Origin of the sequence: Cellulomonas edaphi, assembly GCF_030362815.1 — a bacterium.
Classification (GTDB): domain Bacteria; phylum Actinomycetota; class Actinomycetes; order Actinomycetales; family Cellulomonadaceae; genus Cellulomonas; species Cellulomonas edaphi.
Genome location: NZ_JAUCGR010000001.1, coordinates 190,556 through 205,767, shown reverse-complemented (window position 1 = coordinate 205,767; position 15,212 = coordinate 190,556). Strand labels below are relative to the sequence as shown.

Genomic DNA, 15,212 nt, shown 5'->3' with positions numbered 1-15,212 from the left:
GGACGAGGAGCAGGCCATGAGCACCTTCATCACCATCGGATACGGCGACCGCGCCGGCTACGACCGGACCGATCCGGTCGTGCGGGACGAGGCACACCGAGCTGATGCACGCCTGCGGGACCGCGGAGTCGTCATGGGCGTCGCCGGCACCCCGACGCAGGTGCGCAACCACGACGGTGCCGGGGTGGCGACCACCGACGGCCCGTTCTTGCGGTCCGACCTTCCGCTCGCGGGCTTCGCGGTCATCGAGGCGGACACCCTCGAGCAGGCCGTCGCCCTCGCGTCCCGGACGCCCTGCGCCGTCGCGCACGGCGTCGTCGAGGTCTGGCCGCTGCAGACGACCACCTGAATGGACGACGGAGGCGACCGCGCCGCCTGGTCCCCGGCGCCGGATGGCCGAGGAGGGCGCCACGCCTGAGAATCGGCTCCATGGTCGACGGGATCGTGCTCCGCAGCTGGGACGGCTAGGCACGTGGACGTCCGCGTCGGGCTCTGTGGCTGGACGGTCTCCCAGGCGTCGTACGTCCGCCGCTTCCCCGTCGTCGAGGTGCAGCACACGTTCTACGAACCGCCGTCCGATGCCGTGCTGACGCGTTGGCGAGCGCAGGTGCCGGCCGGGTTCGAGTTCACGATGAAGGCGTGGCAGCGTGTCACCCACGAGTCCAACAGCCCGACGTACAGGCGACTGAAGCAGCCCTTGCCCGAGGACGCCCACGGCCAGGTCGGAGCGTTCCGCACCACGCCCGCCGTGCTCGCGGGATGGCAGCGGACCCTGGAGTGCGCGCGCATCCTGCGGGCCACCGCCGTGCTGCTGCAGTGCCCGAAGAGCTTCCGCCCGACGGCGGAGAATGTCGGACGCCTGCGCGCCTTCATGACGCACGTGGAGCGCCCGGCGGCGCGACTGCTGTGGGAACCTCGCGGCGAGTGGCCCGTGCCGCTGCTCACCGAGCTCTGCGCCGAGCTGGATCTCGTCCACGTCGTCGACCCGATGCAGACCGAGACCGTGACGCCGGAGCAGACCTACTACCGCCTGCACGGCACCACCGGCTCGCGTCACGTGCACTCGGACGACGAGCTGCGCCGGCTCCGGGACCGGGTCGATGGCCGCCCGTCGCCCTACGTGATGTTCAACAACCTCCCCCGCGTGGGCGACGCGGAGCGGTTCCTCGCGCTGCTGTGACCGGCGTTCACGCCTCTGCGGTGATCTCGGCGATCACGTGACGGGCATTCGCCGCCAGCGCCGGGTTCGTGTCTCGGTAGTACGGCAGCTGGACCAGGGCCTGCGCCAGCGCGCGGGCGCGGGCGCGCGTCCAGTCGGCGTCGTCAACCTCGAGGGCCTCCCGGAACACGGCGCGGTCGGTGCCGGTGAGCAGGTTCCAGGCGACACCGAGGTCGAGCGTCGGATCACCGACGCCGAAGCCGCTGAAGTCGATCAGGCCGGTCAACCGGTCGTCGGTGAGCAGCAGGTTCCCCGGGGCGATGTCGTGGTGCACCCACGTCCGCTCGCCGTCCCACTCGGCGGTCGCGAGCGCGTCGTCCCAGATGGCCCTCACGCGTTCGGTGTCGATGTCCACGGCGAGGGCGGTGATGTCGCGCCGGACCTGCTCGTCCCGGTCGGCGAGCCACCCCGACTTGACGACGCCGCCCTCGAGATCGGTCGCTCGGACGGCGCGGACGAGCCCGGCGACGTCCTCGGCGAACTGCTCGGGCCTGCGCAAGCCGCCGACGACGGGATTGGTCCCCGGCACCCAGGTGAGGACGGCCCAGGTCCACGGGTACCCCTCGCCGGGCGCGCCGACGGCGACGACCCGGGGGATCGTGACGGGGAGGGCGATCCGGGGGAGCCACTGCGCCTCGTGGTCGACGGAACCCGAGGCCCAGTGGATCCGCGGCATCCGGACCACCAGGTCGTCGCCCAGGCGGAACATCGCGTTGTCCGTGCCGCTCGACGGCAGGCGCACGATCGGCAGGTCCGCCCACCGCGGGTGCTGCGCGGTGATCAGTCGTCGGACGGTCTCGACGGGGATCTCGAGCTCGTCGGCGTGCATGCGTGTCACGGGGCCCAGTCGAGCAGCGCCGCGCCAGTGCGACAAACGCAATTCGGACGGCACCGGGCGGCGTGCGAGGACTCCGTCGTTGCCCCATCAGCTGTGGGGCTCACGCCTCCAGGTGAAGACTCTCACGGGCGATTCGGCTCCAGACTGGCTCCGGTAGAACGCCAGCGCCTCGGTGTCGTCGGCGTCTGCCGGGACGAACACGTCCGCGATGCCCGCCCCGGCGGCCAGCGCCCGCAGCGTGGCGACGAGCCCGGCGGCGACCCCTCGCCGCCGGTGCTCGGGATGCACGGCGAGGTCGTAGACGAAGACCTCCGCCGACTCCGACCGCGTCATGGGGATCGTGTGCGCGGTGATCCCGCCGACCACGCGGTCGTCCTCGAAGGCTGCGACTGCCCAGAACGAGTCGTCGGTCAGCAGGGCGTCGACGTACTGGTCGCCCAGTGGTTCCGCGTCCTCGCCGAACGCCGCGGCCATCACGGCGAACAGCGCGCGCGCCTGGTCGGCGTCGCCGGGCCCGAGTCGTCTCGTCGTCACCGGTCGATCGTGCTCCACGACAGGCGGCCCCGCGACGGCTCCGGCGGGTCGTCGACGTCAGTCGAGCGCCTGCATGAACGACCAGAGGTGCCCTTCGAGGTCGTGCGCGCTGTAGACGCGGTACCCGTACGGCTGGTCGATGGGGTCCTGGCGCACGTCGACGCCCGCCGCGACCGAGCGCGCGTGATGCGCGTCGACGTCGTCGACGAGCACCGCGACGGATGCCGTCGACGAGCCGAGAGACCGCGGCGACGCGAGGCCGTATGACTCCTGCTCCGGGTGCAGCCAGATGATGCCGTCGCCCGCATAGAGCTCACCGTGCACGGCCCGGCCGTCGTCGTCTCGCACCAGCTCCCCGGCGACCAGACCGAACGTCCGGACCAACCACGCGTGGGCGGTGCCGAGGTCGGCGTAGACGAGCAGCATGATCCGCTGCTGGACCGGCGGCTCCCACGTCGTCATCTCCTCGACGACCGCCAGCAGGTCGGTGCCGTCCGAGGCCAACGCTCCGGCTACCTGAGAGCGCAGCCGCGCGGTCGCCTCGAGCCGCTCGTCCAACGCCGCCAGGTGGGTCCGCATCGCTGCTTCGACGTCCCACTCGGGGTCGTCGAGCGCGCGCCGCACCTCGCCGAGCCCCATGCCGAGCCGCCGCAGGAGGCTGATCTGGTAGAGCCGCTGCGCGTCGGAGGTGTCGTAGAGCCGGTGGCCCGCGGCGCTGCGTGCCGACGGTGTCAGCAGTCCGATCTGCTCGTAGTAGTGCAGCGTGCGGATGGTCAGCCCGCTCGCCTGCGCCATCTCCCCCACGCGGTGTCCCGTGCCCATGGACAAGGACGCTAGGACCTCACGCCGCGTGAGAGGCAAGGCGCGGCTCGGACGAACCTCGGTCTCCCCCGGGTCCGCCCGGGACGCCCGGGCGGTGCGTCAGCGACGGAGGCTGACGACGGCCACGTCGTCGCCTGCCTTGATGCGCAGGTGCGAACCTGCGGGCAGGGGAACGAGTCGCAGCATCCTCCTGATCGTCGCCGCGACGGCGGTCGTGTCCTGGGGGTACACCCAGACCTCCGCCTCGTCCCGACCGAGCAGGGTCCCGTCGACCTCGGCCTTCGAGGCTCGCAGCGCGAGCCGCAACCACGGCTCGACCACGCGGACCGCGCGAGCTCCATCGGGGCCTGGCAGCACCACCACGATGCAGTCGGGCAGACCGGCCTCACGACGGCTCTCCACGCGCGAAATCTAGCGTCTGCGCGACGCGCGAGATGGCGGTGCTGGCCCCGAAGGTTGATCGGCGAGTCACCCGCCCCAGCCCTGCACCGACCTGGCATTCGGCGGAGGGTCTCCGACCTCGTGGACGGTGTGGCCGCTGCAGGCCGTCGTGGTGACGCTCGCCCGCTCGATGCGCGACACGGTGAACCATCGCATCGCGTCTCGCAGGTGGCACCACCCGACCAGGTACCAGACGCCGCTCGGGCGGGCGAACAGCACAGGCTCGACGTCGCGGGTCGTCGTGCTGCCGTCTCCGGACGTGTAGCGGATGCGGATCACCCGCTGCTCGGCCATCGCCTCCTCGATCGCCGACCTGACGGCGCGCGAGGACGGCGGGGGCGCAGTGACCCAGACGCGGTCGGCGAGCTCCGTGGCCCGCGCACGGGTCCTGGGGTCGAGAACGTCCATGACCTTCCGGATGCCCGCGGCCGCCAGGTCCGCGTACGGAGCGTCGGGTGCGGTGGAGACAGCCGTCATGAGTGCCACGGCCTGCGCCGGGGACAGGGTGACCGGGGGCAGCGACGCGCTCGCCAGCCCGTATCCGCCACCCGGGCCGGGGCGAGACCAGATCGGGACGCCGCTGTTGTCCAACGCATCGAGGTCTCGCTTGACGGTGCGGACCGACACCGAGAACTCACGCGCCAACCGTTCCGCGGAGACGCCTCGCGCACCGCTGCGCCGCAACGTCTCGGAGAGGGCGTGGAGGCGTTCGGCGCGCTTCATCGATCGCGCCTCGGCACATTCATGACAGAAACAGTGTCACACCTTTGTCGACCCTCGCCACGAGGATCGTCAGCATGACCACCACGACGAGCAGTCCGACCATCGTTCTCATCGCCGGCCACTGGCTGGGAGCGTGGGCCTGGGACGACGTCCTCGACCACCTCGACACCGACCGCACGCATACCGTCGCGATGACCCTGCCCGGCCTCGACGGAGACGACACCAGCCGCACCGCGAAGACGCTCGACGACCAGGCAGCTGCGGTCCGGGACGTCATCGCTCAGCACGGCGATCAGGCTGCAGTCCTCGTCGCGCACAGCGGTGCCAACGCACCGGTCACCCTCGTTCTCGACCGACACCCCGACCTCGTCTCGCGGGTGGTGTGGGTCGATTCCGGACCTGTGGCCGACGGCAGCGCCTTCGCGCCGGACTTCCCGGTCGAGCTCGACGAGCTACCCCTGCCGCCGTGCGACGCCCTCGGACAGCAGGCGAGCCTCGAGGGCCTGGGCGCCGAGGCCCTTGCGCGCTTCCGGGACCGAGCCGTCCCCGAGCCGGCCGCGGTACTCCGTCAAACCGTCGAGGTCGCGAACCCGGCCCGCCACGGCGTCCCGACGACGTTGGTGTGCTGCTCCATCTCGAGCGCGCAGGTGATCGAGCTGGCTCGGGCGGGTCACCCCATGTTCGCCGAGGTCGCGCACCTCGAGCGCGTCGACTTCGTCGACCTCCCCACGGGCCACTGGCCCATGTGGAGCCGGCCCCGCGACCTCGCCGAGGTGATCCGGTCAGCGGCGGCGCACACCAGCCGAAACGGACCGTCGATCAGTTGATGATCTCGTCGCGGTCCTCTGCCCGCAGCGCCGCCAGGCGGTCGCGCCACCCCTGGAGCGCCTCGGGGGTCAGCCGCGTCCAGTCGAGCACCTCGCCGACGACTCGCAGCGGCTCCCTGCTGCGGTAGGAACGGGTCGGGTTGCCGGGGAACTTGCGGTCGGTGACGTTGGGGTCGTCTTCGAACGCACCGGTCGGCTCGACGACGTAGACCCGCGGAGCGGCGTCCCCGGGCGCGAGCTCAGCGGCCAGCCCTGCGCCGTCACGGAGCGCGGTGAAGTAGACGTGGTTCATGACGATCTCGGGCCGGTAGTTCGACCGGAAACCGGCGGTGAGGAGATCGCCCACCTGCAGGTCTGCCTTGGTGCCGTGGAAGAAGGGGCCCTCGACCGTGTCACTCACCGCGGCAGTCTACGAGCCGGGCATCAGCCGCGCGGGCTGGCGTAGAGACGCGACGCCGTGCGCACCAACCCCGCGACGCCCGCGGAGACGCTCTGCGGCGGCCAGGCGATGACCGTCGTGACCGGGGGAGCGTCGGAGACCGGGACGACGGCCAGTCCTTCACCCGCGTTGACGCGCGCCGACTCGGGCATCAGGATCGCGGCGCGCCCGAGTCGCACGAGCTGGAGCACCTGCGTCAGGTCGCGCAGCTCCGGCCCGGGCCCGTCGGGGTAGGTGCCGTCGAGCCGGGGCCACCGTGGCGGTGGAAGGTCGGGGATCGATCGCGACTCGGCGACGGTGAGCGATGCGGCACGGCTCACGGGATGCCCGGCAGGAACGATCAGCACCTGGTCCTCGACGCACAACGTGTCCGCGTCGAAGCCGCTGAGGTCGTCGAAGGGCTGGTGCAGGATCGCGACGTCTGCGCGCCCGTCGCGCAGCATGGGTCCCTGGTGACCGGGCGGACTGAGCACCACCTCGACGTCGACGGCGTCCGGTTCGGCGGCGTAGGCGTCGAGCAGCTTGGCCATCAGCTCGCTGGATGCGCCCGCCTTGGCCGTCAGGACCACGGTCGCGCGGCCGGCCGCGACGATGGCACGGCGGGTGCGTCGCTCGGCCGCCTCGACCGCGGCGAGGGCGGCCCGGCCTTCCCGCAGCAGCGTCTCGCCCGCGGTCGTGAGGGTCATGCCGCGGGGTGACCGGACGAACAGGTGAGCGCCGATCCGGCGCTCGAGCTGGGAGATGGCTCGCGACAGCGGCGGCTGGGCCATGCCGAGGCGTTGTGCGGCTCGACCGACGTGTGACTCCTCGGCGACGGCGATGAAGTAGCGCAGCTCGCGTGTCTCCACGCACGCAGGGTACGCCTCCAGCGTCGCGTGATACCGGCGCGGTATCGCGTTGCACCGGATCGGTGTTGGAACGCGCAGCCGACGTGATTGCACGATCGACGCATGACAGAGAACAGCACGAAGAAGAAGACCGCACTGGTCACCGGTGCCAACAAGGGCATCGGCTACGAGATCGCCGCCGGTCTGGGCCGGCTCGGTTTCCGCGTCGGCGTCGGTGCGCGCGACGCGGGTCGGCGGGACGACGCCGTGCAGAAGCTGCGTGCCGAAGGGCTCGACGTGTTCGGCGTCCCGCTGGACGTGACCGACGACGAGAGCGTCGCGGGCGCCGCCGCGCAGCTCGACGGGCAGGGCGGCCTCGACGTGCTCGTGAACAACGCCGCCATCACCGGTGGCATGCCGCAGGAGCCGAGCACCGTCAGCCCCGCGGAGGTCCTGCGGGTCATCGACACGAACGTCGTCGGAGTCATCCGGGTCACCAACGCGATGCTGCCGCTGCTGCGCCGGGCTGAGTCGCCGCGCATCGTGAACGTGTCCAGCACGGTCGGGTCGCTCACCCTGCAGACCGCGCAGGCGGAGAGCGTCGGTCCGGTCTCCGCGGCGTACTCGCCGTCGAAGTCGTTCCTCAACGCCGTCACGATCCAGTACGCGAAGGAGCTCGCCGGGTCGGGGATCCTGGTCAACGCCGGGTGCCCCGGGTACGTGGCGACCGACCTCAACGGCCACCGTGGTACCCGTACTCCCGAGCAGGGCGCCGCCGTCTTCGTTCAGCTCGCCACGTTGCCCGACGACGGCCCCAGCGGCACCTTCCGGGACGACGCGGGCGTTTTGCCCTGGTGATGGACCGAGGTCGCCTCTCCGGCGACCTCGGTCAGGACGGGCCGGCCGGACCGGTCATGGGCGGACCTCGGCGCGCATGACCCATCGCCACTTGGCGATGCGCCGGTCCCTCACGAACCCATGCCGCTCGTACAGCTCCTCCGGCCCCGTATGGAGGTAGGCGCCCCGCTGCGGCGGGCGATCCACGGTCTGTTCCGGATAGGCCTCGACGACGCCGCCGCCCGAGCGCCTGATCTCGTCCAAGGCCCCTTGCACGGCGGCCGCGGCGATCCCCCTGCCGCGGTCCTTCGAGTTCGTGAAGATGCATCCGATGCGCCAGTCGGGCGGATCCTGTGCTTCCGCGTCGTAGGCGCGGCGGTTCTTGATGCTGGGAAGCTCCGGCGGGGTGCCGAACTGGCACCAGCCGACGCATCGGCCGTCGTCGTAGACCAGCACCTGGCGCACCGCTCCCTGTTGCACGAGCTGCTTCTTGGCGTCGTGGTTGCCTTGGCGTGTCCCGGTGGAGCCGCCCGGATGGAATCCCACGCACCAGCAGCCGCCCCACACGCCGTTGTTCGACTCGACGAGCGCAGCGAAGTCGTCCCACGTCTCCGGCGTCAGCATTTGGGTGGTCAGCGCCATGGGGCAATCCTCACGGAAGGCGGCGGCACCCTCAATGGGCCGGTGCAGGCGCGGGCGACCGGCGGTGCCGGGCGGTGTGGGAAGGCACCGGAGATGTCCGATGTCCGGAGCGGTCAGCGCGTTCGGGACCTCGGGACAGGGGTAGCACCTAGGCAACGGCAACCTGCCAGCAGAAGGATGCTGGTACCAAGCTCGTACCGGCAGGAGCGCGCGGATGTCCGCCTCATCGTTCGTGTCCCTCTGGTCTCGGTTCGTGCGGTCACGCGGCCGAAAGCTGCCGCGGCGCCCTCCTCTGGCTCGCCGGGCGTCGGTCCAGCAGACGGCTGGTCGGCTGCCCGCCGACGGGACGTGGGTGAAGGCCGTCTGGGGATGGGGCATGTACTCGGTCGACTTCGCCGTCGCCGTGACAGCTGCAGGGGAGTTCCGGTGCTACATCGGCGCGTGGCCCTTCGTGTGGTCCTCAGGGGCTCTCGTCCCGCCACCCCGGGGCGCGAACCAGGTCACGCACCGCGTCGTGGTCTACGGCGACATCTGGCTGCGGACGACCTCCGGCCGGGACGCGTCCTACACGATGCAACCGATCGGATGACCGCCGTCCCACCGGCGGCGCGACGTGCTCTCGCACGAGCAGAGGCAGAAGGCCATGGACCTGCACATCATCGGGACCAACGACGACGGACCCGTCACCAACAGCGGCCCCTTCCCCATCTACACGCCCGAGTCGAGCAACGTGCCGTGGCGGATCGCGATGACCGACGATCGCAGGACCTGGGACGCCCGCCACGCCATGCCGGCAGTGGGAGGCGTCGCCTGGGACGGCCCTGACATCACAGCGATGGCGGCGACGAGCACGTACGACCCCGAGGTGCACACATTTGCCCTCGTCGCCGGGAACTTGTGGCACAGCCGGAACCTTGGCGGCTTCGCGCACGTGCACGGCCCGAACAACGAGGGGATCGGCGACTTCACGCACGTCGCCGCAGCGGGTGACCGGTCACGAGTGCACGTCGTGGGGCTGATCAAAGGCAACGTCTGGCACGGGATCTGGGATCCGGGCCCCGACGGCACGCGGGACGAATGGACCGGGTTCAACCATCTGCACGGCCCGAACAACGAGCCGCATGGCCGGGAGCTGGTGGACGTGGCCTGCGCCGTGGCGGGCTCGACCGTCCACGAGCCCACGGGCCCGGGCGGCGACCTGCACGTCGTCGCGGTGCTCCGTGGATCGACCGTCTGGCACAACATCCGCTACCCCGACGGATCGTGGCAAGGGTTCAACCGATTCGTCTTGCCCGCGAACATCCCCTACGAGGTTCGCTGGGTCCGCGTCGCCGGGACGTTCCGGGGCGATCTGCACTGTGTGTTCTACCTGGAGGGCGGCACCGGTCCAGGGCTGTGGCACACCATTCGGTTCAACGACGGGACCTGGCAAGACGTGCGGCGGCTGTGCCGAGTCGAGCTGCGGGCCTTGTGCTGTACCAGCGACGGATACCGGCTCTTCGTCGTCGGGATGGCACCCGCAGCGATCACACGGACCGAACCGAACGACCGGTTCTACTACCTGAGCAGCCGATTCCTCGCGACCTACCGGGATGACGGGCGGGAAGCCCCCTGGCATCCCTTGGGCATTCAGGCGGAGCCGTCACCGTTCGCGTCGATCGGCTTCGTCCAGCATGCGTACGACCACGAACCGCCGGTCCCGTTCGAAGGTCTCGTCTGCGCCGCACACACTCTGCTCTGAGCGCGAACCTCGCTGCACGGTGAGCCGGCGTACGGACCGGTGTAGGAACTCATCGAACTTGTCTGGAGCTCGACGCTCTGGCCTGCGTGCAGACAACTAGGTGAGACAGCGGCCGTCTCACCTAGTTGTCCGATTCCTCAGCGCGGGTTTACTGGAAGGCGGAGCGGCGACCCGCTGACTGCGGGGACGTCCGACCGAACCGAGTACGCGCGCGGCACCCCACGCCGACTGCTCGGGCTGACCCGGACCCGCGCAGCCGTAGGAAGCCAGCTCCGCCTTGGCGATGCATGGGCCGCGCCAGCCCATGTCCGGACGATCCGCGCGTGGCGAGATTCGACGAGTTCGTCATTGCGACCCAATTACGCGTGCCATATGCCGAGCGGAGAGATGCTCTTCGCCAGTGCCTCGCCGCCGACGGACAGCGGGCCGCTCCAGGCCAGTTCGGTGACGTCGATGCCGGCGTCGGTGGCCACTGCCTCGACGAGCGTCCGGCCGACCCCGCGCCGGCGCCACAAGTCGGCCGTGAAAATCACGTTGATGACCGGTCGTTCGCGGATCGAACTCTGGGGCTGTGGAGCGGCGTCGAACGCGTGCCATCGGACTGCGACCTCATCGAAGACCGAGACGAAGCCGACGACGCGACCGCCGTCATTCAGCAGGTAGGCGCGCGCGTTCCCGTCGGACGGCTCACCGTCGCCCACGGCGAACGAGGCGAAGTCGTAGTGGTTCTCGCGTCGGGGTAGGACTGCGCTGGCGTACGCGAGCTTGCGCCACGCTGGTGGAGACGTTCCGGTCACGAGCGCTACCTGACCGGCTGGCCAGATGACGTTGCGGGGTACTGGAAGCCCGATCGACCAGCTCAGGTGAGCGCGCCGGTGCTGCAGCTGCTCGAACTCCGCCGGCGTGCGAGCGGTACCGCATGGGCACTCCTGGACTGGATCTGGTCTCGACGTGATTGCGATGGCGACCACAGGAGTTGGCTCGCGCCATGATGCGGGCTCCCGGTCGACCTCAGGGCGAACGGGCTCGTTCTCGGACCACTCGTGCTGCACGTAAGGCGCAGGGTCGGTGTACGACTTGAACTGGTCGGGGAACTCGCGGAGAAGCTCGCGACGAGACCGTGGCATCGTCGGCCGGACCCACACCGCACCAGGCAATGCTCGTCCGTTGAGCCGCAGACCACGGGCATCCGCTTGGGCGCGCAGGTACTTCACGAACGCGGTCGGCGACGTCCAGAAGTCGATGCCCTGCCGCAGTTCCCGCTCCCCGGGCGCCAGCCAAGTATCGAGCGGCACGGCCATCCGGGATGTCAACGCTCCGATGCCGGTCAAGTCGCCCTCGAGCTCGGCGGCGCGCAGAGCCTTCGCAGCTTCGTCCGCAAACTCGAACGGAACGAAGAGCGTGACAAAGCTGGAACTCGTTCCGTAGAAGAAGTCGCCCGCGTACCCGTGGACCCACAGGTAGTCGCACGCCGCGTTCACGCAGCGCTTCACCGCTGCTGCGAACTCCGGTGTGAGCTCCGCGTCCTCGCGCCCCTCGGCGGCGGCGCGGTAGGCGTAGTCGTCTCGGTCGAGTGTCACTGCCGCGAACTGCCGCCGCGCCTCGACCTTCACTCTGCGACCCCCACGAGCACTGAGGGGATCGACTGCCAAGACGCGGCTCACGATTGGTCTCTGTACGTCACGGCACAAGCGTGCCGCAGCCAGGATCCCGCGTCACGCGCCCACGAACGGCCGCATCGTGATGCCCGGGCTGGTGGGTCACCAAGGGTGTAGGAACTCATTGAACGTGTCCGACGCTCGCCAGTCTGACCTGCTGTGGGACAAGCAGGTGAGGTGGCGTCTCACGTGGTTGTGAAATGACCCCCGTCAGGCGGACGCGGCGAGTGCGACTGCCTCGACGCATTGGTGGACTGCTCGGTCGCGAGAACTTGACCGAAGGCACGGCCTTGCCGCTCGTGCCGCCCTCACCCGTGTCGTGCTGTCAGAAAGATGCCGCCTGCGGCCTCGACAAGGTCGACCTTGTACCGCCCCTCTTCCAGAAAACGTGCGATCGTGCGGCCGCGGCCCTTGAAGCCTGTAAGCGTGGTTCGTCGGAAGATGTGTTTGACGAACGCCTCCTGCTCGGCGTCGTCCTCGACAAGCCGCAGGCCGAGATTCAGAAGTTCATCGGAGTCGAGGCGCAGGAACGAACTTCCGCCGCCGTGACCGTTCGTTTCCGTTCCCCGAAGATTTAAAGTCTCGAGGTCGAACGTCATGTGTAGCGTGATCGATGGGGACCACTCCCACTCCCTTAGCGTGGCGATAAAGTTGACTCCTTCGGCGGATGCTGGGTCCGGAAATTGAATCTTCACGTGCAACGGCTCACCGTGGATCGTGACGCGCGACCCCATCGTGAACGCTTGGCTTGCATAGCTCATCTGGCCTTGCGCGACGCGAACGAGCGCGAGCCTCCCTGTCGGGGACAAGATCATCGGGACGAACTCGAGCCTCGTCAGGTCGATGCTCCGGCCATCTGCGCCGCACCACGCGGTCAGGGACTCGCCCGAGTCGACCTTGAAATACCCTCCCTGGTCCCACACATCGACGAGCCGGCCGTAGGCGGCACCTCGAAGGTTCACATACGGCGAGGACTGCACACGGCGAGCTAGGAGAACAGCGAACCGCGCCTCGTGTCGTGCGCGTTCCTCTTCACGGCGGCGCGTCTCGGCGGCGCGGGCCTCGGCGATGCGCCTCCGTTGCGCGGCCTCCCGTTCGCTAGCAAGGCGCTGCCGGCGGGGTCGGTCAGCCGCCTCGAAGCGCGCCACCAGTTCGGCTACCGCTGTTTCCACGTGATCGATCTGATCAGTTAGCTGCGCGATCAGTCGGTCCATGTCGTCTTCGGTGACGGCTTCGGCCTCTTCAACCCACGCCCGGATCTGGCTGCGAAACTTCTCTTCAGGGATCGGTTCGCGCGGCACCACGGTCGCCTCGCGGCTCCGTCGCCCGTATCCGGTGAAGTTCTGCGATCCGACGGCGAACCTGGTTCCGTCCGCGACCAACACCTTCGCGTGCAGCCTCGGCAGCGTGCGCACTCGAACCCCCGCCGCGACGAGGCTCTTCAGAGCAAACAACTTCTTGCGGTAGTTCGCCGGGCCGCTTCCAGGCGAGAGGTCCGTTACGAGGATCACCTGATTCGCCGGGACGCCCGCTCTGTGCAGCAACCGCACTACCTGGTCGTCCATGTACGGAGTCAGCACCCACACGGCGATCTCGGCCCGCTGAACGAGACGTACCCAGGCCCTGTACGCGTCCCGCGCGAGGAACTCGTCAGTGGCCACCGTGCTCACCTCGAAGGAGTGTCGACTCGTCTGCGCGGATTCCAGTCAACACCAAGGAGGGCGCCGTCCTCCTACCAAACAGACGCGGTCACATGCTAGGCGGACCCGATTGACCGCACCAAGCCGCCTCCTGCGTGCAGACTTGCCCGATGGCGGAGAAGCCCAGGAACTTCCGCATCGGCGTGATGCGGAAGAGCACCAGCGAGTTCAAGCCAGTCTTCAACATCGCGACCGCCGGGGATGGCGGGTTGATTGTCGCTCCTCGTGAAGTCCCTGAGGTTGCCGAGTGGTCGTATGGCATCGCACGTGCCGGAGCCGGGGGCACAATAGGCGTCCGCGACATCATCCGGACTAGCGACCGGCCGAAGTTGCACTGGCACCGATCAGGTTGGACCGCGATCTCGCTGACCGGCGCGCGCCTGCGGCGCGCGGGGATCGCATTCGCGCCCCTACCGGACCTTCGAGCTGCGCAGATCGCGTCGATCATCGTGGAGCGCCCATGGGCGTTCCCCAGCGAAGCGCCGCGCAAAGGCGACCAATTCTTCGTTGTCCCAAGCTGGCCGATGCACTTGGGTGTCGAGGTCTATGCGTACTTCGTGCCGCATGGGACGAGCCTGAACGTCGTTCGATCTACGCTGCCTGCCGTCGGTCTGATCGACGGCGACACCGAGCGAACGGTCGTCGACCTAAGGGGCCGCGGCGTCGAAGCCATTCTGGTCTTTCGATTCCGGGCATCTGACGACAACGCCGGGGCGGCGGCGATTAGCGTGGTGGCAGGCCCACTGCGCCGGAAGCCACGACGCTCCACTCGGTATGTCGCCCTGTGGTCTGGCACTACCGACAACCCAAAGGTGACGGTCGACGAGCCACCACCGGTCGGAGCCTTCCTGGGCGAGGGCCGATCTCTCGGCCCTGCGTGAGAGTGGGCTTGTCCGCGTCACGTCACCAGATCATCGGCGCGTGACTTTGAGATGGCTGGGCCGAACGGGGAGAACTCAGTAGCCCGGACCATAGAAGGTGATTGCCCCCAGCGACGGCGCTGGCTGGATCGGTGACTCCAACAGACGCTTGAATCCAATGTCCTTCGTGGCAGGCGGGAACAGCGTGTAAGTGCTTGTCATTCCCCCGGTACCGAGCCATTCGAGCGCGTCACCGAGACGGATCCTTAAGTGGGCGGCGACCCGGTCGTTGAGAGAGTTCTCTGGACCGTTTGACATCTCCGGATTGTGGAGTGCGCGGGGAGCCATCAGTAGGCCGTGCTGTGCGTGTGGACGAAGGTAAACCGAGGGTACCGAGTAGCGGAGGTCGATCACACGACAGTCGTTGCCGATCTGGTATCCCGGGATGCCCGCGGGGCGGAGCGGTCCAGTGTCCATCACGACGACGTAGGCCATTGCGTCGCCGCCCTCCTGGGCCACGCTTCGTCGAAGGAAGTGAGCCTGCCCCCCAACGGTTACCTGTCGATGGCATGCGAACCAGAGGGCGACCCAGAGGTTGTCGACCACGTCGAGCCAGCGAGTTCGCAGCCCGTAGTGTTGCAGGAGCGGTTCGACGGCCGCGCGGTAAGTGCCAGAGACGATCGGGCTACGCGCGCCATTCCGCGAGTCGTACTTCTCCGTGCAGAGGTGACCGTAGGAGAAGCTGAACGGCGGCCGTGGCGCCGTAGGGCTGGCCTGCGCGCAGAGGCACTTTGAGCGCAAGAGTTCATCGACAAACTCCCTGAACTCGCGCGCCCATCCATTCAACGAGCGCCCCGAGTGTGCCCGGAGCGCAGAACTCGACGTGGAGGCGTGTAGTCGCGTCTCACCTCGAAAGAGGACCAGCCCTCCTGTCGAGGTGAACTTGAGCCAGCCCGCGGCCTGAGTGAGGGCATGTGGGTCTTGCACGTGAAGTACGCGTCGCGGCCCGGTGCCCACGTCCTTCACGCCATCGAAGGTCGCCCTGCGACGATCTCTCACCGTGTCACCTCTCTCTCGCCCGTTGCGGCATCCGGCGGACATTGA

The 15,212-nt window shown here is 69.0% G+C and carries 18 protein-coding genes; 7 read left to right on the top strand and 11 right to left on the bottom strand.

The features are described 5' to 3' along the window. Nucleotides 1-16: 16 nt before the first annotated feature. A complete protein-coding gene (locus QRT05_RS00990; RefSeq protein WP_289444354.1) occupies nucleotides 17-349 on the top strand; it encodes a YciI family protein in 333 nt (110 codons plus the stop codon). Nucleotides 350-472: 123 nt separating this feature from the next. Further along, nucleotides 473-1,180, top strand: a complete 708-nt coding sequence (locus QRT05_RS00985) for a DUF72 domain-containing protein (protein ID WP_289444352.1) — start codon at nucleotides 473-475, stop codon at nucleotides 1,178-1,180. A 7-nt stretch (nucleotides 1,181-1,187) separates the two neighbouring features. Here QRT05_RS00985 and QRT05_RS00980 read toward each other — a convergent pair whose 3' ends face one another. The 5 genes from QRT05_RS00980 to QRT05_RS00960 form a co-directional block, all read right to left on the bottom strand. Next, complete coding sequence (locus tag QRT05_RS00980) at nucleotides 1,188-2,048, bottom strand: aminoglycoside phosphotransferase family protein (protein ID WP_289446084.1); 861 nt, start codon at nucleotides 2,046-2,048, stop codon at nucleotides 1,188-1,190. Nucleotides 2,049-2,144: 96 nt separating this feature from the next. Further along, nucleotides 2,145-2,591: a GNAT family N-acetyltransferase gene (locus QRT05_RS00975; protein ID WP_289444350.1), complete on the bottom strand. Its 447-nt coding sequence runs from the start codon at nucleotides 2,589-2,591 to the stop codon at nucleotides 2,145-2,147. Nucleotides 2,592-2,648: 57 nt separating this feature from the next. After that, nucleotides 2,649-3,413, bottom strand: coding sequence for a MerR family transcriptional regulator (locus QRT05_RS00970; protein ID WP_289444348.1), 765 nt, complete (start codon nucleotides 3,411-3,413; stop codon nucleotides 2,649-2,651). A gap of 99 nt (nucleotides 3,414-3,512) precedes the next feature. Further along, the gene (locus QRT05_RS00965; RefSeq protein ID WP_289444346.1) at nucleotides 3,513-3,815 is read right to left on the bottom strand and encodes a hypothetical protein; all 303 of its coding nucleotides are present in this window, start codon (nucleotides 3,813-3,815) and stop codon (nucleotides 3,513-3,515) included. 66 nt (nucleotides 3,816-3,881) lie between these two features. Then, nucleotides 3,882-4,577: a helix-turn-helix transcriptional regulator gene (locus QRT05_RS00960; RefSeq protein WP_289444344.1), complete on the bottom strand. Its 696-nt coding sequence runs from the start codon at nucleotides 4,575-4,577 to the stop codon at nucleotides 3,882-3,884. A 74-nt stretch (nucleotides 4,578-4,651) separates the two neighbouring features. Between QRT05_RS00960 and QRT05_RS00955 the strand changes: the two genes are divergently transcribed. Beyond that, a complete protein-coding gene (locus QRT05_RS00955) occupies nucleotides 4,652-5,404 on the top strand; it encodes an alpha/beta fold hydrolase (protein WP_289444342.1) in 753 nt (250 codons plus the stop codon). Here the strand turns inward: QRT05_RS00955 and arr are convergent. Then, entirely contained in the window at nucleotides 5,397-5,804 is a 408-nt protein-coding gene (arr, locus tag QRT05_RS00950) for an NAD(+)--rifampin ADP-ribosyltransferase (RefSeq protein ID WP_289444339.1), read from the bottom strand. The two genes, QRT05_RS00955 and arr, sit on opposite strands and share 8 nt — an antisense overlap. Nucleotides 5,805-5,827: 23 nt before the next feature. Next, nucleotides 5,828-6,691, bottom strand: coding sequence for a LysR family transcriptional regulator (locus QRT05_RS00945; protein WP_289444337.1), 864 nt, complete (start codon nucleotides 6,689-6,691; stop codon nucleotides 5,828-5,830). A gap of 102 nt (nucleotides 6,692-6,793) precedes the next feature. On the opposite strand from QRT05_RS00945, the gene QRT05_RS00940 reads away from it, so the two are divergent. Then, complete coding sequence (locus QRT05_RS00940) at nucleotides 6,794-7,528, top strand: SDR family oxidoreductase (protein ID WP_289444335.1); 735 nt, start codon at nucleotides 6,794-6,796, stop codon at nucleotides 7,526-7,528. Between the two features lie 54 nt (nucleotides 7,529-7,582). Here the strand turns inward: QRT05_RS00940 and QRT05_RS00935 are convergent, their stop codons facing one another. After that, nucleotides 7,583-8,149 (bottom strand): GNAT family N-acetyltransferase, encoded by a 567-nt coding sequence (locus QRT05_RS00935; RefSeq protein WP_289444334.1) that lies wholly within the window; start codon nucleotides 8,147-8,149, stop codon nucleotides 7,583-7,585. Nucleotides 8,150-8,525: 376 nt separating this feature from the next. Here QRT05_RS00935 and QRT05_RS00930 point away from each other — a divergent pair, with 376 nt between their 5' ends. Next, nucleotides 8,526-8,738, top strand: a complete 213-nt coding sequence (locus QRT05_RS00930; RefSeq protein WP_289444332.1) for a hypothetical protein — start codon at nucleotides 8,526-8,528, stop codon at nucleotides 8,736-8,738. Nucleotides 8,739-8,792: 54 nt separating this feature from the next. Beyond that, the gene (locus QRT05_RS00925; protein ID WP_289444330.1) at nucleotides 8,793-9,890 is read left to right on the top strand and encodes a hypothetical protein; all 1,098 of its coding nucleotides are present in this window, start codon (nucleotides 8,793-8,795) and stop codon (nucleotides 9,888-9,890) included. Nucleotides 9,891-10,249: 359 nt separating this feature from the next. On the opposite strand, the gene QRT05_RS00920 is transcribed toward QRT05_RS00925, so the two are convergent. Beyond that, nucleotides 10,250-11,503: a hypothetical protein gene (locus QRT05_RS00920; RefSeq protein WP_289444327.1), complete on the bottom strand. Its 1,254-nt coding sequence runs from the start codon at nucleotides 11,501-11,503 to the stop codon at nucleotides 10,250-10,252. Between the two features lie 353 nt (nucleotides 11,504-11,856). Next, on the bottom strand, nucleotides 11,857-13,209 hold the full coding sequence (locus QRT05_RS00915; protein WP_289444324.1) for a phospholipase D-like domain-containing protein: 1,353 nt from the start codon (nucleotides 13,207-13,209) through the stop codon (nucleotides 11,857-11,859). 149 nt (nucleotides 13,210-13,358) lie between these two features. On the opposite strand from QRT05_RS00915, the gene QRT05_RS00910 reads away from it, so the two are divergent. Beyond that, entirely contained in the window at nucleotides 13,359-14,129 is a 771-nt protein-coding gene (locus QRT05_RS00910) for a hypothetical protein (protein ID WP_289444320.1), read from the top strand. Nucleotides 14,130-14,204: 75 nt separating this feature from the next. Here the strand turns inward: QRT05_RS00910 and QRT05_RS00905 are convergent, their stop codons facing one another. Then, a complete protein-coding gene (locus QRT05_RS00905) occupies nucleotides 14,205-15,209 on the bottom strand; it encodes an FRG domain-containing protein (RefSeq protein WP_289444319.1) in 1,005 nt (334 codons plus the stop codon). Nucleotides 15,210-15,212 lie beyond the last annotated feature (3 nt).

Coding starts and splice junctions, on each gene's coding strand:
- QRT05_RS00930 (WP_289444332.1), top strand. CDS start 8,526: ATGTACTCGGTCGACTTCGCCGTCGCCGTGACAGCTGCAGGGGAGTTC.
- QRT05_RS00925 (WP_289444330.1), top strand. CDS start 8,793: ATGGACCTGCACATCATCGGGACCAACGACGACGGACCCGTCACCAAC.
- QRT05_RS00960 (WP_289444344.1), bottom strand. CDS start 4,577: ATGAAGCGCGCCGAACGCCTCCACGCCCTCTCCGAGACGTTGCGGCGC.
- QRT05_RS00980 (WP_289446084.1), bottom strand. CDS start 2,048: ATGCACGCCGACGAGCTCGAGATCCCCGTCGAGACCGTCCGACGACTG.
- QRT05_RS00990 (WP_289444354.1), top strand. CDS start 17: ATGAGCACCTTCATCACCATCGGATACGGCGACCGCGCCGGCTACGAC.
- QRT05_RS00940 (WP_289444335.1), top strand. CDS start 6,794: ATGACAGAGAACAGCACGAAGAAGAAGACCGCACTGGTCACCGGTGCC.
- QRT05_RS00970 (WP_289444348.1), bottom strand. CDS start 3,413: ATGGGCACGGGACACCGCGTGGGGGAGATGGCGCAGGCGAGCGGGCTG.
- QRT05_RS00955 (WP_289444342.1), top strand. CDS start 4,652: ATGACCACCACGACGAGCAGTCCGACCATCGTTCTCATCGCCGGCCAC.
- QRT05_RS00935 (WP_289444334.1), bottom strand. CDS start 8,149: ATGGCGCTGACCACCCAAATGCTGACGCCGGAGACGTGGGACGACTTC.
- QRT05_RS00910 (WP_289444320.1), top strand. CDS start 13,359: ATGGCGGAGAAGCCCAGGAACTTCCGCATCGGCGTGATGCGGAAGAGC.
- QRT05_RS00905 (WP_289444319.1), bottom strand. CDS start 15,209: ATGTCCGCCGGATGCCGCAACGGGCGAGAGAGAGGTGACACGGTGAGA.